Here is a 20,988-nt window from a genome sequence, read left to right on the forward strand (position 1 = left end):
CATCGCCCGGTTTTTTATATTTATAACCGAAATGAAAAACAGTACTACAATCCTCACACTTACAGTATTATTATTGCTGAATATCAGCATGAGGGCCAATGCTCAAATTAAAGCGTATACCGTAGCAGACGCGCACTCCCATAACGACTACAAAAATAATATCCCTTTTTACAGGGCCTATGAAAAAGGCTTTGGTTCGATAGAAGCAGATGTTTACGCGGTTAACGGGCAGTTGATGGTAGCGCATGATAAAAAAGATATTAGTGCTACTCGTTCCCTAAAGATCTTATATATCAATCCCTTAATCGAAAAACTTAACCACGACACGCAAAGGCATTTAAGGTTACTTATCGAAATAAAAGAAGATTATAAAGCGGTACTGCCCCTGGTAATCAAAGAGCTTAAACCGCTGGAGAAGTATTTTTCATATGATGGGCATCCGGGGCGGCTATCAATTGTGATGACGGGCGCTGTGCCGCCTGCCGCGTCAATGCCCGGCTATCCGGCCTGGATTTCATTTGATGTTGACCATTTGGATGGCTTTACACCCGATGAGTGGAAAAAAATAGGATTGGTGAGCTTCCCCATGAGCAAGTATGTGCACTGGAACGGTAAAGGCGTATTAAATCCAGAAGAGATCAGCAGGGTAAAGGGTGGGATTGACAGCGTGCACCGTGCAGGTAAAATGGTGCGTTTTTATGAAACGCCCGATACTAAAAGTAGCTGGCTGGCTATGATGCGTTTAGGTGTTGATGTTATTGGGGCCGATAAGATTGAAGAGCTTGGCGATTTTTTAAATAAAAAAGAACGATCTGAATATACTGCTCCCAAACCGTATGCCATATATCACCCTACCTATAAATCAGATGGGGCAGTAAAAAAAGTTAAAAATATCATCTTGTGTATAGGTGATGGAATGGGCCTGTCGCAAATATATGCTACCTATACCGCCAACCGGGGGCAGTTGAATATATTTCAGATGTTAAACGTTGGTTTTTCCATTACCTATTCGGCCGATGCTTATATAACCGATTCTGCAGCTGGCGCAACTGCTTTTGCTTCGGGTCAAAAAACAAACGATAGGGCAATTGGTGTTGATCCATCCGGCAAGCCATTAAAATCACTGGCAGATTATAGTGCGGAAGCCGGTAAAAAAACGGCAGATATAGTGGTGTGTGAGTTAACAGATGCAACCCCTGCTGCCTTTTATGCGCATGAGTATGAAAGGAGCAATGCCACAGCTATTGCAAATCAAATAGTTTCATCGCCGGTTGATATTTTTTTAGGTTCGGCCTATAAGGATTTTACTCACCAGGTAAATGGCGAAACCCCGATAGATAAAATGAAACAAAGGGGCTATACCATCATCCGTAATTTTGATGATTTTTTAGCCACGCCTTCAACAAAGATTCTCGCTTTGATGGATGATAGTGTAACCAGGCCTAAAATGGCGGGCAGAGGGAACTATCTGCCACTGGCATTTAATAAAGTAACTCAAACCTTTAAAAACGCGCCCAATGGTTTTTTTATGATGATAGAAGGATCGCAAATTGACCATGGCGGCCACAACAATAACCTGGAGCAGGTAATTACCGAAAATAGTGATTTTGACCGTATGGTTGGCGATGCCTTGCGTTTTGCCGATGAGGATGGCGAAACACTGGTTATTGTTACTGCCGATCATGAAACAGGTGGCTTAACATTGTTGGATGGCAGTATTAAAAATGGATACGTTTGGGGCGATTTTAGCACCAATGATCATACCGGCACGCCTGTACCTATATTTACCTATGGCCCGCATTCGCTTGATTTTAGGGGAGCTTTTAATAATACAGAGATCTTTAATAAAATTAAGGCCCTGTTGAAGTAATCCCATCCGGAGATAGGATTGGTCGAAATAAAAGAGGATAACCGTTCATATTAATCATGAATGGTTATCCTTTTATTATTTATTATCCTGTTCTTTTAAAAAAAATCTTTAAAATGCATGGGCGATGCCGCCGGTCATAACTGCGAGGTGTGCATTGATAAGCTGTTTAATAGTAACGGTACTATAAAACAAGTTATGCCTGCATGTGCAGGCATAAAAGCTCTTAAGTTAAATAAGTAAATCGATCAAATATTGGAGCCGAATTTAAATGCTACCTAAAGCAATTTCGGGGTCATTATTGTTGGTTGTAACATCTTCCTTAATAATTTCGGGCTCTGATGCATAGCCAAATAAACGCTTGTCCTTTATCATGGCAGCTACCTCTGGCGGAACAAATTCTTCCCAACCACTGGCACCTTGTTTTATGAGTTGTAATATTTTATCAGTTTCTGCATGCAGGTTGTTCTCATTGTAATGCCTGATATCTTCTATTTTATTATTGGCAATCAGGTAACGGTACAAGTCGATTAAATGTGGTGGCGGTGAAAATTTGAGGCAATTCCAGATCACTGCATTGCGTAAAGTAGGGTAAATAAACAGTTTTACTTTGCGGCTGAACAATGTAGCGAACGACTCCAAAATACCACCCGGCAGATCCTGGTAATGCTCTTCCGCAAAAATATACTCCAGGTTTGGATAACCCAAAACCACACCCAGTTTTAATTTAGTGATCTTTGACAGGTAAGCAACCAGTTTATAATACTCATGGAAATTAGAGATCAACACCGTTTGCCCAAGTGAACAAAGAATATCTACACGATCAAGGAAATCTTTTTCATCAATTTCGGCGGTTAAATCGGCGTTCCTTTCTTTTAATGACTGCAACGTTAGTTCGGTAATTACCATAACGTTTGCCTTATCAACATCGGGCTCCTGCATAAATTGCTTAACACCCGTGTTAAGCATATCTAAATGGACGTTAATAATAGGGCGGAAACGTCCGCGTATTACCACGATATGCTTTTTATATAAAACGTCAGAAGGTTGCTGGTTTTTACCGTTGGGACCAAATACGGCCGCATCAGAGAAACCATATTTTACCAGGTGCAAACTCATCAGGCGGTTATCTACCTTGGTAAAGTCGGGCCCTTCAAAACGGATCATATCAATCTGAATCCTATCCCGGGATAGGTTATCCATTAATGAAAGTAAAAATACCGGGGGAATATCGTTATAGTAAAAACAGGCATACATGAGGTTTACGCCTAAAATTCCTACCGCCTGCTGCTGCAGGTTATTGTCATTATCTAATAATTTTACGTGCAGTACTACATCATTAAATGGTCCGTTTGGCTCCAGTTGAAAACGTACGCCCATCCAGCCATGCCCGTCATTTGTTTTGTTGTAGTTAAGTGCCGAAACCGTATCTGAAAAAGCAAAAAAGGTTGTCGAATCTCCGCGCTGCTCGGCCAGGCGTTCAATTAACAGGCCATACTCATGGTCAAGCATGGAGATCAGGCGCGATTCACTTACATAACGGCGCACCTGTTGTACCCCGTAAATAGCATCAGAAAAGGTCATATCATAAGCCGACATGGTTTTGGCAATAGTGCCTGATGATGCACCGGCTTTGAAAAAATTGGCAGCCACATCCTGACCGGCGCCTATTTCTGCAAATGAGCCATAAATTTTAGGGTCAAGGTTAATGGCGAGCGCTTTTTGTTTTGTCCCTATATCTTTATTATGAATACTATTCATGCACGTTTTACTTGTTAGTTAATACCACCAAAATCAGGAAGTGATAAGATGCTATAAAATTACGGTTTTTTAGGTAATAGGTAAGTAAATATTAGGAAAAAGGCAAGGAAACAGGCCGTATTTTTTGATTTAGATAGCAGCGTTTGCTTCAGGCTTGATGAATTGTTAACAAATGTGGGAATATAGAAAGTAGATTTGAAAGGGAAATAAGGGCATGTCATTAAGGACAGTAAAATCTTTTTTTGCTTGTAACGAGCATTCCTAAATTTTTACCGTCATTTCGCCTGCTTTTTATAACTTACGGCTTTATAAAAATGTGCATGCTGAAAAGCGTACCCCTCACCAGCTATAAGCCTTTTCATTATTATGGATTACCTGTAATGAGTAGTTTCTTTACAGTGATTACAGTTTTGCTTGTCTTTTTATTATTACCCACTGGCTTGCTGGCCGAGGGTAGTAAAGAGCTCAATTCAAACGGGGGCAGCCGGGCTTACCTGTTTTCGAGCAATACAACAAACAATGCTTCTTTTCCATTCCCAACTTTGGGTACCATGAAGGTATATGTAAAAGTTGGCGAAAGTATTTATGCAGGTTCAAGTACACAGGGTATTAATTCAGGTTCCATCAATCTTAGGGCGCCGGATGGTGCAACTTATACCAGCGAGGCAGCAGGAAACAATGGTCTTATCCAAAATCGAGCCCAGGAAGTGGCCGGGCCGCTGCCCAACGCGGGTGGCTATACACCGTTTATTAAAACCGCATTGGCAGGGCAGGAGGGAATCTGGGAAATTGACTTTATTGCCGAAAATCCCGGTTTTGATCTCGCCGGTAACCCGCCCACTATACCCGCCAGTGCCAATTGGATGCAGCCTACTGCCGAGTACATTACAGCTTTTGATGTATCGGTACGTAACGCTGCTAACACCGGCTTTATAAGCGGCCGGGTTTATACCCAGGTTTTTTCGGGCATATTGGGTACATTCAATGTAGGGTTCAATGGCATATTTCATGTGCTTACCAAGGATGGCTACCAATACGTACTTAACAATAACGGGCAGGCGGGTAACGGTTTTACCTTTTTTGTAAACAATAAAGGCTTTAGGAATGCCGGCGGTTTGGCATCCTACAAAAGTATCAATGGCCTAAGTTCCAGTATTAACGTGCAGGACCCGCGGGCGGCAGATACAGAAACAGATATTACACAGAAAATATTTTTTAACACCCCGGCAGCTGATATGCCGGCTTCGGCCAATACACCGGGATTGGGTACAACCTGGCTTTTACGTGCTGCGGCTGTGCCGGCAATTACTAATGTAACCTTTACCGGGGCCGAAGGGACAATAGGCAAGGCCGGTACCAGCCCTTTAGGGGCCGATTTTAATTTTAACATCACCGGCAATGGCACCTATACAATTGCTGTTGATGTTAACCGTAATGGCCTGTATACCGATGCCATCGACCGGAAATTAACCGGCCAGGCTAATACAGGCATTAACCGGGTACATTGGGATGGTTTGGATGGATTGGGCAATAAGGTAATGGGTAATGGCGCAACAACTTATAATGCTAACATAACTATAGCTACCACGGCCGGGGAAGTGCATTTTCCGTTTTTTGATGTGGAGCGAAATGTGAATGGGTTGCTGCTTACCCGTACCAACGGCACTTTTGCACCCGATGATTCGCTTTATTGGGACGATACGCCTATAACGGTTGTGGGCACGTCATCAAATCCTATTAAAAACCTTACCGGGTTAAGCAGCGCCATAAACGGCCATAAATGGGGTAGCAGTACCAGTAATCCCCTTAATGATGCCGATTTTGGAAATAACAAATGCATTGATACCTGGAGTTATATCAAAAGTAACCCGGTGAATACTTCGGTTAGTTTTGTGATGCAGGAGGCCAATCTTTCTGTTGAAAATATTACCGCTATTGCCGCTTGCTCGGGCCAGCCGGTTACGTACAAGGTAAGCGTAAAAAATACCGGGCCATCTGATGTTAGCGCCGCGCAGTTTAGCTTCAATTTTCCTGCGGATATTAGTGGGCTATCAGTTACCAGCGTGGCAACTACCGGTACTTCTGCAACATCGGGTGGTGTAATCACATCAAACGCATATCATGCCAGCGTGAATTTAGTAAATGGGGCAGTACGTACATTTACCATCACCGGCAAAGTGGCGTTAAAGGCAAGCGGTGATCTTACTGTTTCGGCGGCAATTTTACGCCCGGCAGATGTGACCGATCCTGACGCTACCAACCCCGATGCCTCGCCGCCTGCCGATGCTGCTATGGAGTGCGATGCATCGCCATCTGGTACAGGGTGTAACAATATTAAAACCAATACAGTGAATATTGTTGTTGGTCCTGATGGTGGCCCCGATCAAACTATATTTCAATACGCCCAGGCTACAATGGCCGCTACGGGAGCAGGTAGCTGGACACAGGCCGGTAGTGATGCACTTGTTGCTACCATTACCAGCCCGGCAAATGCCACCAGTACCATAACAGGCTTAAATAAATTAGGCTTGTACCATTTTATTTATACCAATGCCAGCAGCTGCGCCGATACAGTGGTACTAAAAGTTATCTCCTCCGACCTGGATATACCTAACATCATCACCCCAAATAACGATGGCAAAAACGATGTTTTTAAAATTGGGGGCCTTGAAAATTATCCCGGTTCACAATTGCTCATCTTTAACCGCTGGGGTAATGAAGTTTACCGGGCCGATAATTATAAGAACGACTGGAACGGAAGCGGCCTGGCCCAGGCAACCTATTATTATATCCTGAACAGGAAAGAACATACAGGCGAAATTACGCCGCTTAAAGGCTGGGTGTTTTTAAAACTTACTAAATGATGCGCTGCTGTAAATTATATATGCTGATAGCCGGTCTGGTTTTACTCACGGTAAATTTGCAGGCCCAGCAAAGTATACAGTTTAGCCAGTATGTATTTAATGGTTTGGCCGTGAACCCGGCCTATGCTGGCTATAAAGAAGATTGGACGGTTAATTTAAGCAGCCGCATACAATGGGTGGGTATTAATGATGCGCCCAAAACGGGTACAGTATCGGTTGATGGTTTAACAAACAGTACTAATCAAAATATTGGATTAGGGCTGATAGCTACTTTTGACAGGTTGGGCCCCGAAAGCACATCATCGGTATACTTAAACTATGCCTACAGGTTGCGGCTTGATGAAGATGGTACCAAACGATTAAGCTTTGGTATTGGCTTTGGCGCCATACAATACCGTTTAGATGGAACTAAATTTAACGCTGCTGAAGAAGGTGATGCCAATGTGCCCGCAGGTATTCAAAGTAATATAACCCCCGATTTTCGTTTCGGTATATACTATTATTCGCCAAAGGTTTATTTTGGTGCATCAGTGTTTAATTTGTTATCGGGACTGGGCAATGCCGTTGATCATTTACAGCAGTATAAACAAGCGCGTACAGTTTATTTAACCGGTGGTACCATGATTCCGCTGAGCGAATTTATCGATCTTAAACCCTCAATCATGATCAAGGAGGATTTTAAAGGCCCTACCAATCTTGATGTAAGCAATTACGTAGTGATGAACAAAGCGGTATGGCTGGGTGCTTCCTATCGTACCGGGGTTAACTTATGGAATAAAAGCAACCTGCAAAGCGGACTTGATAAAACCGACGCAGTGGCTGCTATAGTACAGTTTTATGTCAATGATCATTTCCGGGTAGGTTACTCTTATGATTTTACCACGAGTAAACTGGCCGGTTCGCAAAGTGGATCGCATGAGTTATCGCTAAGTATCAGTTTTCCGGGTAAGAGTCAAAGGGTTGTTAGTCCACGATATTTTTAAGCAGATGAAGAAGTTTATATTGATCGGGATGTTTATGGTTTTGCTGGCGAAGGTAGCTTGCGGGCAAGAGCAACTATCCATAAAACAACAGGCCGATAGGCTTTTTGATCGTTATGAGTATTTTAAAAGCCTGAAATTTTACCTGAAACTGGCCGATAAAAAGAACCCCGATGTGAAGCTATTAGAACGTATTGCCACTTGTTACCGTTACATAAACCATTATCCGGAAGCCGAAGAATGGTACGCTAAGGCCCTAACTGATCCAAAAGCCGAAAAACTTAGTCATTACTTTTATGCTGAAGTATTGCTCAGGAACCAGCAGTTTGAAAAGGCCAAACAGCAATACCAACTTTATTTTACAGAGGATGCAGGCGCACTGGCGCTAAAAATTGCGGATTGCGATTCGGCGATGGTTTGGATGAAGAAAGCATCGTTATACAAGGTGAACAATGCCGGGAATATAAATACGCCATTTTCTGATTGGGGAGCAAGCTATGATGGCAAAAACGGTATCATATTTACATCCGACCGGGAGACTGGCGATGACAAAACAGATAATCGTACAGGCAATGGCTGGTTTAAACTATACACCTATGATTTAAGCAGCAAGGAGACCCGGGAGATGGCATTAGATGCCGGGAACAGCGCTGAGTTTAAAGATGCTTATCATGTTGGTCCGATGGCGTTGAACGGCGCAGGCGATACGGCTTACATTACACTTACTACCGAAATAGCGGCCAAAAAGTTGCCTATAGATAAGCGCATGGGCAAAAACGGGCAGAGGCTTTACACCCGCCGCCTGCAATTGGTAATGGCCGTTAAGAGGAATGATCGTTGGGTTATTTCGGGTAGCTTCCCTTACAATAATGTGCAACAATATTCTATAGGCAACGCTGCCTTATCCGGGGATGGTAAGCTGATCTATTTTAGCTCGGATATGCCCGGAAGCGTGGGTAAAACAGACCTGTGGTATTGTGAAAAAAACGCCGATGGGTCATGGGATAAACCTGTGAATTGTGGTAAAAATATCAACAGTAAAGAGGAGGAAAGTTTTCCTTTTATAGATGAAACTGGCGTTTTATATTATGCCTCTAAGGGTTTACCCGGCATGGGGGGCTATGAAATTTATGCGGCCCGTGGCCAAAAGGCTGATTGGGATATTCCCAAAAACCTGGAATATCCCATCAACAGCACAAGCGATGATTTTAATTTTATAACCCGGGACGGCCAAAGCGGTTACCTGTCATCAAACCGGGATAAGGGGCAGGGCAGTGATGATATTTACGCGTTTACCCGATTGAAGGAGACGATAACCACAACGCCCATAGCTGAGTTACCAAAACCAGTACCTACGGCAACAAGCCCCGATTTTTCTGTAAGAATGATCTACTATGATCTTGATAAATCATTCATTAGGCCAGATGCCGCGGTGGAATTGGACAAGCTTGCCGATGTTTTAAAGCAATACCCGGCATTAAAAATAACCTTGGCCTCTTATTGCGATTCAAGAGCATCTTATAAATATAACCTTGCCTTATCGCAACGGAGGGCAAAATCAGCGCTTGCTTATCTTATAAAAAAAGGCATAACCCCGGTAAGGATGACGGCCAACGGATATAGTGAAACCAACCTCGTAAACAAATGCGCTAACCAGGTAAAATGCACCGAGACTGATCATCAGTTGAACAGGCGGACGGAAGTGAAGATTGTTTTGGATAGGGAGTAAGGATTATTGGAGCAAGGAGCAAAGATTTTTAGATGAAAGACAGAAAGAAGAAAAATGTATCCTTTATCTTTTGTCCAAGAATGGCGTAAGTCCTCAACAAGGTTAATCCATGTTCCTTGTTCTAAAAGTCAAAAGACAACTCCTTGTTACTTATGACTATAAAATGTTCAATACTGTTTAGTTTATTGAAATTTATAGAATAATATTGCCGGTCAATAAAAAGGAAGATTTTTATACATCGCATATTATGAATTGGGAAACATTATTATCAGCTAAAAGGTGGGGTTATGAGGATAAATATATAGCGAGCCAGGCTGATGCGAGGTCAGAATTTCAAAGAGATTATGACCGCATTATATTTTCTTCCCCATTCAGGAGGCTGCAAAATAAAACCCAGGTATTTCCTTTGCCGGGGAGTATTTTTGTTCATAACCGCCTTACACATAGTCTGGAAGTAGCCAGTGTTGGTAAGTCATTGGGGCGCATATATTATAATAAATTAAAGGAAGAAGAGCCAGACCTGGATACCCGCCTGCCACTCATCAGCGAGATTGGTAACATCGTATCGGCGGCATGTTTGGCCCATGATCTTGGTAATCCCGCATTTGGGCATTCGGGCGAATCGGCCATATCTCATTACTTTACCGATGGCGACGGCATGGGTTATCAAAAAAGTGTTACCGGTGAGCAATGGAGTGATCTGGTTAATTTTGAAGGTAATGCTAATGCGCTGCGGATTTTAACCCATCCGTATGCAGGTAAAGGCTATGGAAGTTTTGCGCTCACTTACACAACCATCGCGGCTATTGCTAAATATCCCTGTGCTTCTGTAGCCGGTAACGATAAGACAAATATTTACACCAAAAAGTACGGCTTTTTCCAGTCGGAGCAAACAGGATTTGAAAAGATCGCTGCAGAGCTTCAGTTGAGCAAGGTGCAGGAATCTCCTTTGATTTATAAACGCCATCCCTTAGTTTACCTGGTAGAAGCTGCCGATGATATTTGCTATAATATTATCGACCTGGAAGATGCTCATCGCCTAAAAATATTATCATACCAGGAGGTAGAAGATATCATGCTTCCGTTATGTAACGATCCTAAAATGAAGGTAAGGCTGGAAGAGATTGATGATACCGATGCTAAAGTTGCCTATTTACGTGCCCGGTCTATCAATACGCTGATCCAAGCCTGCTCCAAGTTGTTTTACCAGGAACAACAAACCATTTTGGATGGTGATTTTAACCACTCGCTGATTGATATGATAGAGGAGCCTTTTCGTTCTATCATGAAAGATATCACAAAGCTATCGGTAAAAAGGATCTATAATTATTCATCGGTAGTACAGATAGAGGTTGCCGGTTATAAGGTAATGGGAGGTATTTTGGAGGAGTTTATTCCGGCCTATTTGCAAAATAGTTCCAAGTATCATCAAAAGCTGGTAGAATTGATTCCCAAACAATTCCTGACCAAGCAACAGGATGATTATTCAAAAATCCAAACCGTGCTGGATTTTGTATCGGGTATGACAGACCTGTATGCTGTGGAGTTATTCAGGAAGATCAAGGGGATCTCGTTTCCATCAATGAGTTAAATTTTAATACGGAATTGTAGAGACGCATAATTGCGTCTCCCGCAGGATATTCAGGCTTGCTGAGGTGTGATGTGTAATTACATCTTCAAAGGATATTCTACCCATCTCCTTAGTTTTCATTTTGATAATGCACTCCTCTCAAAATGATAGGGTTAAAAAAAAGCAATGGCTTGGTTTTTAACATTTTTGCCCCTTTTTAATAGGTTAGGCCTAATTAAGATCTGCTGATTTTTTTTTGGCATGCATATCGTTAAGTGGGATGCAATTGATTTATATATTAAAAAATTGCGTCATGACATCATTTTATATCGTGCTTAAAGTAATAGCTTTTATAGCCATAATCATAGTTCCGCTATCTGGTCCTAAAAAAAAGAAGAGTGCCACCAAAGGGGATATAGGCAAACTTGCAGTTAACGGAGAAGGTTACCTGGAGGCTGTTTCTTCAAGCCCGGCAAATCATCACCCGGTACTATAATTATTAAAACCGCTTAAATTGAAAATAAAAGCCTTTCATTTTGATAGGCTTTTTTTGTGCGCTTAACTGGCCTCAAAATATAAATTATTCATTTACACAGGCTAAACCTATAATTGAGGATAGACTGGCATAACAGGCATTCTTTTGGCATTAGGGTATTCGCAGTTATTAAACATTATAGTGTGGGTAACTGAAACTAAAAACAAAAGCAATGGAAGATGAACGAATTATTGTAAGGTCAGCCATTCCCGCTGATGTGATCTTCGCCGATCAGATTATTAGTGAAATGGAAAGTTCTGCGATAGCGAGGGGTTCCGGGATCTCCAAAAGGTCTGCAGCCTCTGTAATAGAAAAGATCGATAACGGCAAAGCCATCGTTGCCGTAACCGAAAATGGCGAATGGGTAGGTTTCTCTTACATCGAAGCCTGGGATAATGAGCAATTTGTATCCAACAGTGGCCTCATCGTTTCCCCCAAGCACCGTAACAATGGTGTAGCCTCTCAAATTAAAACCAAAATTTTTGAATTATCCCGTACCTGGTATCCTACAGCAAAAGTATTCAGCATTACATCGGGCCTGGCTATTATGAAAATGAACACCAAACTGGGTTTTGAACCGGTTACCTATGCCCAGGTAGCACAGGAACCTCGCTTTTGGGATAGCTGCAAAAGCTGTGTGAACTATGATGTATTGCAAAGTAAAAACAGGTGCAACTGCCTTTGTACCGCAATGTTGTATGATCCTCAATTAAACTAATTGAACATGGTTATGATAAATGATTTAAACCAGCGGAGCCTTTCAAGAGTTGGAGAAGGCATGCCCTTAAACCCTCATTTTTTTAGCGAATCTGTTGCCTTATTGCAGCAATTGATCAAAACCCGGTCGTTTAGCGGGGATGAAAGTGATGTGGCCGATATTGTACATCAGTATTTGTTTGGCTACTCAGTTAAAGTAAAGCGTAAAGGAAATAATTTATGGTGTTATAATAAGTTTTATGATGAAACCAAACCGACAATACTGCTTAACTCTCATCTGGATACGGTTATGCCAAACGAGGGGTATACCAAAGATCCGTTTTGCCCGGAAATAGCCGAGGGGAAACTTTACGGCCTGGGCAGTAACGATGCCGGGGGATGCCTGGTATCCCTGGTAGCTACCTTTCTGCATTTTTACAGTTACCATGGCCTTGGATTTAACTTATGCCTGGCCATAACAGCCGAAGAAGAAAACTCCGGGGAGAACGGTATAAAATGTATTCTGCCCCTGTTAGGCAACCTGGAGCTTGCCATAGTTGGCGAACCTACGCTACTACAAATGGCTGTTGCCGAAAAAGGCAACCTGGTTATTGATTGTATCAGTAACGGGCGCTCGGGGCATGCGGCAAGGGAAGAGGGCGATAATGCTATTCATAAATGCCTTAAAGATCTGGAGTGGTTTCGGAGTTATCAGTTTCCTCAGCAGCTAAAAGGATTGGTGCCGGTTAAAATGACAGTTACCACCATAAAATCGGGCTTGCAGCATAATATTGTACCGGCCCGATGTGAGTTTACCGTGGATATCCGCAATGATGATACCTATACTCAACTGCAGATACTGGATGTTATTAAAAAGAATGTGTCTTGCCAGGTAAAAGTGCGCCCGGGTTCATTGGGCGCGTCTTCCGTTTCGATGGATCATCCTATCGTAAAAACAGGTATCGCCATAGGATGCAAAACTTATAATTCGCCAACCACGTCTGATCAGGCCTGGCTATCGGTGCCGTCGGTTAAGATAGGCCCGGGCGATTCGGCGCGGTCGCACTCTTCGGATGAATTTATTTACCTCGAAGAGATCAAAAAAGGGATCAGCCTATACATCAGGCTACTGGATACATTGCCGCTGATGCTGATCAATAATCCCAACAAATACAAAAATGAAATCAAACATATTAATAATTGATGATGAGGTAAAGCTCAGCGAACTGATGGCCAGGATCCTGGTGCTGGAAGGCTATAACGTAATGCAGGCTTCCAGCGCCAAAGCCGGGATCCGCCTGGTTGAGCGTGAAGACATAAGGGTAGTATTAAGCGATGTGAAATTACCCGATGCTAATGGGGTTGACCTGGTAGAGCGAATAAAAAAGTTAAAGCCTTATATAGAAGTCATCAATCTTACAGCCTTTGGTTCCATTAGCGACGGTGTTTTGGCTATCAAGAACGGGGCCTTTGATTACCTTACCAAAGGTGATGATAATGATAAGATCATCCCCCTGGTTAGTAAAGCTATTGATAAGGCCAACCTGCAATACCAGGTGAGTGAATTACAAAAACAGAGCGAGGTGCAACATGGTTTTCCGATAGTTCTGGGGCAGTCGCCCGCAATATTGGAAGCCGTGGACCTGGCCAAAAAGGTAGCACAAACAGATGCTACGGTGTTGCTGCTTGGCGAAACCGGTACCGGTAAAGAGGTTTTTGCCGAAGCCATTCATACCGAAAGTTTAAGGAAAGATAAACCCTTTGTAGCTGTAAACTGCAGCGCTTTTAGTAAAGAGTTGTTGGAGAGTGAATTGTTTGGCTATAAGGCCGGCGCATTTACCGGGGCCATAAAAGATAAAAAGGGCTTGTTTGAAGAAGCCAGCGGCGGCACCATTTTTTTGGATGAACTGGGTGAAATGAGCCATGACCTGCAGGCTAAACTGTTAAGGGTATTGGAAAACGGCACGTTCATAAAAATTGGCGAAACCAAAACTACTAAAGTAAATGTAAGGCTGATCGCCGCTACGAACCGCGATCTGCAAAAGGAATCGGAGGAAGGCCATTTTAGGCTGGATCTGTTTTACCGCCTGTCGGGGTTTTCTATTGTTTTGCCGCCATTGCGCGAGCGGGTAGGCGATATAGAGGTACTTGCCCGGCATTTTATAAAACTATACTCGGCCAAGGTTAAGAAAAAACAACCGGGTGTAGATGAGCGCTTTTTTAAGCTGCTTAACCAGCATAAATGGAATGGTAACATCAGGGAACTGAAAAATGTGATTGAGCGGGTAATTATCCTGATGGATGAGCCAATGCTTACCCCTAAATTATTACCCAATGAATTTCATAACGGTGGCTATTATGACCTGGTAGCGCTCGACCTCAACAGCGTGGAAAAACACCATATCCGCAGAATATTGAAGTATGTTAAAGGTAATAAAACCGAGGCAGCCCGTGTGCTGGGGATAGGGCTAGCCACCCTTTACCGTAAAATAGAGGAGTACCAGATACTCATGAACTGATCAGGATGAGAAAGCTACCATCACAAAATGAGAAGGTTTTAGCCGAATCCGCAAAAGAAGAATCGTAATTGAATAATTATCTCCCTGATAATCAAATTAAAACAAACCAGCCTCAAAATCTGGAATAGCAATTGGCAGCCATGCCACAATTAACACAGCAAAAAAGGGCAGAGCATTAAAAAGCAAAAGCGCTTTGCCCTTTATGCTAACAAGTATTATCCATATTTAAAATGAAAAAATTTTTCTTATCAATTTTCTTAGGCACTTTATTAACTACTGCCTATTCCCAGGACCAGGCAGTATCCCTCAAAAAGGATAGCACCATCGTTAAAGATACCGTAAAAACCAAAGCCGAGCCATTTGCCTTTGGCGATTTTACCTGGCTAAATGGTAACGACCGCAGGCACAAAGCCCTGCTGGATACCAAATATTTTACCGGTCGTTTTTTGTTAGATTTTAATTACACCGCATCAAACAATAACCCTATTGACCATACCGTGGTAGGTTCAACCGCTTTAGCCCGCGACCATGAGTTTGAAATCTCAACTGTAGCCTTTGGTGGCGATTTCCATTACGATAATGTGCGTGCAAGTTTACTTACCCAATTTGGTACACGGTCCACTGTAGTGCCCCGGAACGATTTTAGCGTTACCCGTGGCCAGTTTGATCTTTCAACGGCATACCGTTATTTAAGTGAGGCTAATGCCGGTTACCACTTTAATGTGCTGAATGGTATTAACGTTGATGCAGGTATTTTCATGTCATACGTTGGCTTATTCTCTTATTACAATGCCGAGAACTGGGCCTACCAGCCATCATTCACATCAGATAATACACCTTGGTTCTTTAACGGTGTACGTGTCCAGATCTTTGTATCAGATAAGTTGAAGATTGAGCCATGGCTTATTAACGGTTGGCAGTCATACGGCATGTTTAATAGCAGGCCAGGTATAGGCGGCCAAATACTATGGCGCCCAAAAGAGTGGTTGCAGGTTTTAACAAACAACTATTATGGTGCCGATACACAGGACAAGCCCGGCCGTAAACGTTTCCATACAGATAATAGCATCGAGGTTCGTTATTACAAAAGCACCAACAAAAACTCGTTTGTAAACAGCGCTGCCTTCTCTGTAACCGGCGACCTTGGTGATGAAAAAGGCGACGGCGTTAACGGCTTCACATCCGATCCGGTTAAAGGCCCTGGACAATATTTTGCCAGCGCTATGCTTTATCACAGAATGGTAATGGCAAAAGGCCATTTAGGCTGGACAGTGGGCGGTGGTTTTATGAATAACCCGGGCCGTTACCTGGTATTATACCCAACCGGCGATGCAAACCCAATCCCGGCTATTAATACAGGTGCTGTAGGTACCCATCCATTCTCTGCCAATCCCGGCGATAAATTTAAGGCCTATGATTATTCAACCACGGTTGATTTAATGCCGAACGATTACCTCACTTTTAGAATGGAGGTTGTGCACCGTCATGCTAATGTGCCATATTTTGCAGGCCATGGAGGTGTTACTTCGCCGGATGGATATAATACTACCCCGGTAGGAAATTTTGTTCCAGACCTGGTTAATTCAGAGACAAGGTTCATCGCAGCGTTACTGGTAAGATTTTAATTTCCCAAAAACATTATAAAAACCGGCAATAACTTACGCTTGATTGTTTGGCTAAGTTTAGTAAGGTTGGAGGCCGGGTTTGCCGCCCGGCTTTTTAATAAGCTACTATCTACAAATAGTACATCATAACAATAAATCAAAATAAAATGAAAAATTCAATTAAGATGCTTGTCGCCATAATGGTGATCAGCGTGCAGGTCAACATGCTATATGCTCAAGGTAAAATGAACAGTACCGGTATTTATTTAACAGAGCAAGACTACAAAGCAGGCAAGCTAAGCTATGTTTTAGGTACAGATGATAAAATGCGTTTGAATGGTTTTTTAGAGGGCAGAAATGTAAGCCTTACCGTTCAGGGCAAAAAAATCAAGCTGTCTAAAAATGAAATATTTGGCTATCGCCAGGATAACTGCGATTATAGGTTTTACCAGAATGAAGCTTACCGTGTATTGGATACAGCCGGCTTCCTGCTTTACAGCAAAGATCAGTTAACCCAACAAGGCAAGGGCCCCAAACCGGTCCAAACGTATTTTTACAGTGTAAATACAGCAAAACCTGTTTTAAGCTTAACGCTTGAAAATATTTATAAAAGCTTCGCTGCCGAACGCGGGTTCCGTTACAATGTAGAAAGTAACTTTCACCAGGATGCCGACCTGATCACCTTTGATAGGGCAAACAGGCAATATCAAATCAAATACCTGTACCAGGAGTATAAACATACTTCCACAGCACAACATGCCTCACTTTAATTAACTATTGATACCCTTATGAACAGAAGCCCTGGTGTAATGCCGGGCTTCTTTTTTTTATAGGGAAATAATGTGGTTTTTGAATTGACTTTTAATTTATCTTTCGCCAAAAGTACAGGCATCCTACAAATCGTATCAACTTTTCTTCAAAACAAATCAATCATTCATCCTTACTAAAGCCGGTTCGTTTTTTAATATAATTTTAGCGCAAAGTAACCTGAACCATACCCCTGTGACTTTTTTTAAAGGAATAAGGAGTTGGACTAACAACCTGCATCGACCTTAAATTATGAACATTAAAAAACTTTTATCCATAGCTATTATAGCTATGCCTTCCCTTTTGTTTGCCCAGCAATGGCAGCCTAAAAAAGCTGTGTTGATGACCCGCTTCGCAAAAGATGTAAATCCGGATAGTGTGTTGCCCGAGTACCCAAGGCCACAAATGACCCGCGAAAAATGGCTTAACCTTAACGGGCTGTGGCAATATCAACCCGGTGCCGTTGGTGATGCTGTACCTGATGGTAAATTATCAAAATCAATACTGGTGCCTTTCCCGGTTGAGTCCGCACTTTCGGGCGTAATGGAACATCACGACAGGCTTTGGTACCGCCGTAAATTTGTTGTGCCAAGCACCTGGAAGGGCGAGCATATCCTGCTGCATTTTGGCGCGGTTGATTATGAATCAGAAGTTTTTGTTAATGGCAAAAGTTTCGGCGTACATACAGGCGGATATGATCCATTTAGCTATGATATTACTTCGGCTCTCAAAAGTGCTGGTCCGCAGGAAATAACCGTAAGGGTTTTTGACCCTACCGATGATGGCGGTTTTCCAAGAGGGAAGCAAAGTCTGCATCCGCAGGGTATTATGTATACTCCCACTACGGGCATCTGGCAAACAGTTTGGCTTGAGCCTGTGCCGGTAACCAATATCAACGATATCAGGATCACGCCCGATATCGATAAGTCGGTGGTTAAGCTTACAGTAAATACCGGGGGCAACAGCGCTGGTTATAGCGTTGCTATCAAAGTAAAAGATGGGCTAAACGTGGTGCAAACCATTACAGGCAATGCGGATGAGGAAATCAGTGTACCCGTAAAAAATGCAAAACTATGGTCGCCAGATTCACCTTTCCTGTATAATATGGATATCAGCCTGCAAAAAAATGGTAAAACGGTAGATGCTGTTTCCAGCTATTTCGGGATGCGTAAAATCTCTGTAGGGGTAGAGGATGGCTACAAAAAACTGTTCCTGAATAATAAGTTCCTCTTCCAGATCGGTCCGCTTGATCAAGGTTTCTGGCCCGATGGAATTTATACCGCGCCAACAGACGCGGCCATTAAAAACGATCTGCAAATGATCAAAAACTATGGTTTCAATATGGTGCGTAAACACATCAAGGTGGAGCCGTACCGCTGGTATTATTGGGCCGATAAGCTGGGTTTAATGGTTTGGCAGGATATGCCATCGGCAAACTCCTACACTGAGCATACCCCGCCGGTTGATACTGTCGCCTATGCATCTGAGCTTACCCGTATGGTAAAAACACACTGGAACTCGCCAAGTATTGTTACCTGGGTGGTATTTAACGAAGGCCAGGGGCAGCATAATACGCCGGGATTGGTAAATATGGTTCGTAAGCTTGATGATTCCCGCTTAATTAACCAGGCCAGTGGCGGCGGCCATTTTGGTGTGGGCGATTATATGGATATTCATAGCTACCCGCCACCGGCTGCACCGGCAAGCACTACACAGGTTTTGGCCTGCGGCGAGTATGGTGGCATTGGCTATATTATACCGGGCCATATCTGGAAATCGGGTCCTACGTATATCATGATTGATAACCAAAAAGACTATACCAACCTGTATGATACCTATGCCAACGACCTGGTGCTATACAAAACCAATAAAGGTTTAAGCGCGGCAGTATATACCGAGATTACCGATGTGGAAATAGAATTGAATGGCTTGCTCACTTATGACAGGGCTATTGATAAAGGCGGCGCAGCAAAAATCAAAGCATCAAACACCAAAGTAATTAATGATAAGTTGTACATCAACGATGTTTTGCCATCATCCCAAACCGATAGCCGTACCTGGAAATACACCTTTGATAAACCAGGCGAAAGCTGGTTTGCGGGTAAGTTTAATGATGCCGCGTGGAAAACCGGCTTGGGCGGTTTTGGCACAAGCTTTACACCGGGCGTTAACGTTAAAACGGTGTGGAATACCAATGATATCTGGATTAGGCAGGAATTCACCTTAAATGAAAAGAAGAATATAGACAGAGATAACCTTGTTTTATATATTCACCATGATGAAAATTGCGAGGTGTATATCAACGGCGTTAAAGCTGCAAGTATTGATGGCGCTACATCTGGCTATGCCGTTGCACCCATGAGCAAAGAAAGCAAGGCCGCGCTAAACCTCAATGGTAAAAATGTGATCGCTATTTATTGTCACCAAACAGTAGGAGGGCAGTATATAGATGCCGGCATCTCGGTTTTAAGTAAAACAAAGCCTTAAAGTTTTATAAGTTTTAATTTTTAAAATGGCTCCTGCAAATTGTGAGGGGCCATTTTTTTTGTTGATTTTTATCGAACTAAAAGTCCCTGTTTGGCAAGGTATTATTAGTTAAAATAAGTAAACCGAATTGTGATTAAAATAAATCGGGTGAAGGTTTCGCGTTATAAATTCAATTTGATATATTAACCTATATTTAAAATAACTAATATAAACGGGTGAAAAAGAAATTATCAATTGTTGATATTGCTAACGCGCTAAACGTATCAAAAACTACCATTTCATTTATTTTGAACGGGCGTGCACAGGAAAAGCGGATCAGTAGCGAATTGATTGAGCGGGTAATGAAATATGTTGCCGAAGTGGGGTACAAGCCCAATTCCCTTGCTAAAAGTTTACGTACAGGTAAATCCAATACCATCGGTTTAATGGTGGAGGATATATCAAACCCGTTTTTTGCAAGTATAGCAAGGCTGATTGAAGACCGCGCCTACAAAAATGGGTATAAAATTATTTATTGCAGTACCGATAATGATACCCACAAAACCCGGGAACTGATAGATATGTTTAGGGACAGGCATGTAGATGGTTATATCATGGCCCCGCCCGAGGGGATAGAGGAGGATATACAATCCCTTATAAACGATGGGATGCCGGTGGTATTATTTGACAGGCATTTGCCAAAGGTGAATACAGATTTTGTAGAGGTAGATAATTACTTCGGCGCCTACAACGCGACGAAACATTTTATTGAACAGGGGTTTAAGAATATAGCTTTTGTTACCTTTTTATCATCGCAAACACAAATGGTTGATCGTGTAAAAGGGTATGAGGAAGCTATAAAGAGCGAAAATTTGGAGGCTGTAGTAAAAGAGATTGCCTTTAACCAAAACGACGAACTGATCCTGGAGCCACTGCGTGATTTTTTAAAAACACATCAGGATATTGATGCTATACTTTCGGGGAACAATCACCTTGGTATCTGTTGCCTTAAAATCATGAAAGAACTCAATATACAAGTGCATAGCGATATCGCATTAATATCTTTTGATGATCATGATGTGTTTGAATTGCACTCACCGTCTATATCGGCCATAGCTCAGCCAGTTGAGGCAATTGCAGATAATGTGATAACCGTTTTATTAAAAAGATTAAACGCGCTATCTATACCAGAAAAATCACAGGCTATTATTTTAAAAACGGATTTGCAGATCAGAAATTCATCGATAAGAAAGCTCCTTTAAATATTCCTGCAGAGGAAGTTTTTATTTTGACACGGGTTTTAATGGTTTCCCTTTTTGGGAATGGCTTAGCCATATCTTAACCCAAATTATCGCTCCTCCATTATTTATTATGCAAAAAGAGGTCATTCTTGCTAAAATATGGCTAATGATTGCTAAATTGTTAGTTCAATAACATATGATACTGTATTACTTTTGATAAAAATATTTAAGAATGATAACTTTTGACTGGAAAGGCGTATTCCCTGCGGTAACAACCAAGTTCACCGATAGTGACGAAATTGATTTTGATGCTTTTGACATCAACTTAAATGCACAGCTTGAAGCCGGT

General features: G+C 42.4%; 14 protein-coding genes. 13 read left to right on the forward strand and 1 reads right to left on the reverse strand.

The window, feature by feature from the left end; translation table 11 throughout:
• Nucleotides 1-31: 31 nt before the first annotated feature.
• Nucleotides 32-1,870, forward strand: a complete 1,839-nt coding sequence (locus tag Q0R88_RS26140) for an alkaline phosphatase (RefSeq protein ID WP_295721577.1) — start codon at nt 32-34, stop codon at nt 1,868-1,870.
• Between the two features lie 264 nt (nt 1,871-2,134).
• Here the strand turns inward: Q0R88_RS26140 and Q0R88_RS26145 are convergent, their stop codons facing one another.
• On the reverse strand, nt 2,135-3,628 hold the full coding sequence (locus tag Q0R88_RS26145) for a TonB-dependent receptor (RefSeq protein WP_295721579.1): 1,494 nt from the start codon (nt 3,626-3,628) through the stop codon (nt 2,135-2,137).
• A 320-nt stretch (nt 3,629-3,948) separates the two neighbouring features.
• On the opposite strand from Q0R88_RS26145, the gene Q0R88_RS26150 reads away from it, so the two are divergent.
• The 12 genes from Q0R88_RS26150 (at nt 3,949) to Q0R88_RS26205 (ending at nt 20,660) form a co-directional block, all read left to right on the forward strand.
• Nucleotides 3,949-6,492 carry a gliding motility-associated C-terminal domain-containing protein gene (locus Q0R88_RS26150; RefSeq protein ID WP_295721581.1) on the forward strand — a complete coding sequence of 848 codons (2,544 nt, stop codon included), beginning with the start codon at nt 3,949-3,951 and terminating at the stop codon, nt 6,490-6,492.
• Nucleotides 6,489-7,475, forward strand: coding sequence for a type IX secretion system membrane protein PorP/SprF (locus tag Q0R88_RS26155; protein WP_295721584.1), 987 nt, complete (start codon nt 6,489-6,491; stop codon nt 7,473-7,475). The genes Q0R88_RS26150 and Q0R88_RS26155 overlap by 4 nt, the downstream gene beginning before the upstream one ends.
• A gap of 4 nt (nt 7,476-7,479) precedes the next feature.
• Nucleotides 7,480-9,201 (forward strand): OmpA family protein, encoded by a 1,722-nt coding sequence (locus Q0R88_RS26160; RefSeq protein ID WP_295721586.1) that lies wholly within the window; start codon nt 7,480-7,482, stop codon nt 9,199-9,201.
• A 247-nt stretch (nt 9,202-9,448) separates the two neighbouring features.
• Complete coding sequence (locus Q0R88_RS26165; RefSeq protein WP_295721588.1) at nt 9,449-10,792, forward strand: deoxyguanosinetriphosphate triphosphohydrolase; 1,344 nt, start codon at nt 9,449-9,451, stop codon at nt 10,790-10,792.
• 292 nt (nt 10,793-11,084) lie between these two features.
• Nucleotides 11,085-11,267, forward strand: a complete 183-nt coding sequence (locus tag Q0R88_RS26170) for a hypothetical protein (RefSeq protein ID WP_295721590.1) — start codon at nt 11,085-11,087, stop codon at nt 11,265-11,267.
• A 211-nt stretch (nt 11,268-11,478) separates the two neighbouring features.
• A complete protein-coding gene (locus Q0R88_RS26175; RefSeq protein WP_295721592.1) occupies nt 11,479-12,024 on the forward strand; it encodes a GNAT family N-acetyltransferase in 546 nt (181 codons plus the stop codon).
• 12 nt (nt 12,025-12,036) lie between these two features.
• A complete protein-coding gene (locus Q0R88_RS26180) occupies nt 12,037-13,206 on the forward strand; it encodes a M20 family metallo-hydrolase (RefSeq protein ID WP_366088043.1) in 1,170 nt (389 codons plus the stop codon).
• Entirely contained in the window at nt 13,181-14,521 is a 1,341-nt protein-coding gene (locus Q0R88_RS26185) for a sigma-54 dependent transcriptional regulator (protein ID WP_295721594.1), read from the forward strand. Before Q0R88_RS26180 ends, Q0R88_RS26185 begins: the two co-directional genes overlap by 26 nt.
• Before the next feature lie 230 nt (nt 14,522-14,751).
• On the forward strand, nt 14,752-16,146 hold the full coding sequence (locus Q0R88_RS26190; protein ID WP_295721597.1) for an outer membrane beta-barrel protein: 1,395 nt from the start codon (nt 14,752-14,754) through the stop codon (nt 16,144-16,146).
• 146 nt (nt 16,147-16,292) lie between these two features.
• On the forward strand, nt 16,293-16,895 hold the full coding sequence (locus Q0R88_RS26195) for a hypothetical protein (protein ID WP_295721599.1): 603 nt from the start codon (nt 16,293-16,295) through the stop codon (nt 16,893-16,895).
• Nucleotides 16,896-17,184: 289 nt separating this feature from the next.
• On the forward strand, nt 17,185-19,419 hold the full coding sequence (locus tag Q0R88_RS26200; protein WP_295721601.1) for a sugar-binding domain-containing protein: 2,235 nt from the start codon (nt 17,185-17,187) through the stop codon (nt 19,417-19,419).
• 215 nt (nt 19,420-19,634) lie between these two features.
• Complete coding sequence (locus Q0R88_RS26205; RefSeq protein ID WP_295721603.1) at nt 19,635-20,660, forward strand: substrate-binding domain-containing protein; 1,026 nt, start codon at nt 19,635-19,637, stop codon at nt 20,658-20,660.
• The last annotated feature ends 328 nt before the right edge of the window (nt 20,661-20,988 follow it).

It is taken from the genome of Mucilaginibacter sp. (genome assembly GCF_025362475.1).
Lineage (GTDB): Bacteria > Bacteroidota > Bacteroidia > Sphingobacteriales > Sphingobacteriaceae > Mucilaginibacter.

Excerpts from the sequence above, each read along its gene's own strand:
- Q0R88_RS26195 (WP_295721599.1), top strand. The coding sequence starts at position 16,293 with ATGAAAAATTCAATTAAGATGCTTGTCGCCATAATGGTGATCAGCGTG.
- Q0R88_RS26170 (WP_295721590.1), top strand. The coding sequence starts at position 11,085 with ATGACATCATTTTATATCGTGCTTAAAGTAATAGCTTTTATAGCCATA.
- Q0R88_RS26140 (WP_295721577.1), top strand. The coding sequence starts at position 32 with ATGAAAAACAGTACTACAATCCTCACACTTACAGTATTATTATTGCTG.
- Q0R88_RS26150 (WP_295721581.1), top strand. The coding sequence starts at position 3,949 with ATGCTGAAAAGCGTACCCCTCACCAGCTATAAGCCTTTTCATTATTAT.
- Q0R88_RS26180 (WP_366088043.1), top strand. The coding sequence starts at position 12,037 with ATGATAAATGATTTAAACCAGCGGAGCCTTTCAAGAGTTGGAGAAGGC.
- Q0R88_RS26185 (WP_295721594.1), top strand. The coding sequence starts at position 13,181 with ATGAAATCAAACATATTAATAATTGATGATGAGGTAAAGCTCAGCGAA.
- Q0R88_RS26190 (WP_295721597.1), top strand. The coding sequence starts at position 14,752 with ATGAAAAAATTTTTCTTATCAATTTTCTTAGGCACTTTATTAACTACT.
- Q0R88_RS26160 (WP_295721586.1), top strand. The coding sequence starts at position 7,480 with ATGAAGAAGTTTATATTGATCGGGATGTTTATGGTTTTGCTGGCGAAG.
- Q0R88_RS26145 (WP_295721579.1), bottom strand. The coding sequence starts at position 3,628 with ATGAATAGTATTCATAATAAAGATATAGGGACAAAACAAAAAGCGCTC.
- Q0R88_RS26155 (WP_295721584.1), top strand. The coding sequence starts at position 6,489 with ATGATGCGCTGCTGTAAATTATATATGCTGATAGCCGGTCTGGTTTTA.
- Q0R88_RS26200 (WP_295721601.1), top strand. The coding sequence starts at position 17,185 with ATGAACATTAAAAAACTTTTATCCATAGCTATTATAGCTATGCCTTCC.
- Q0R88_RS26175 (WP_295721592.1), top strand. The coding sequence starts at position 11,479 with ATGGAAGATGAACGAATTATTGTAAGGTCAGCCATTCCCGCTGATGTG.
- Q0R88_RS26165 (WP_295721588.1), top strand. The coding sequence starts at position 9,449 with ATGAATTGGGAAACATTATTATCAGCTAAAAGGTGGGGTTATGAGGAT.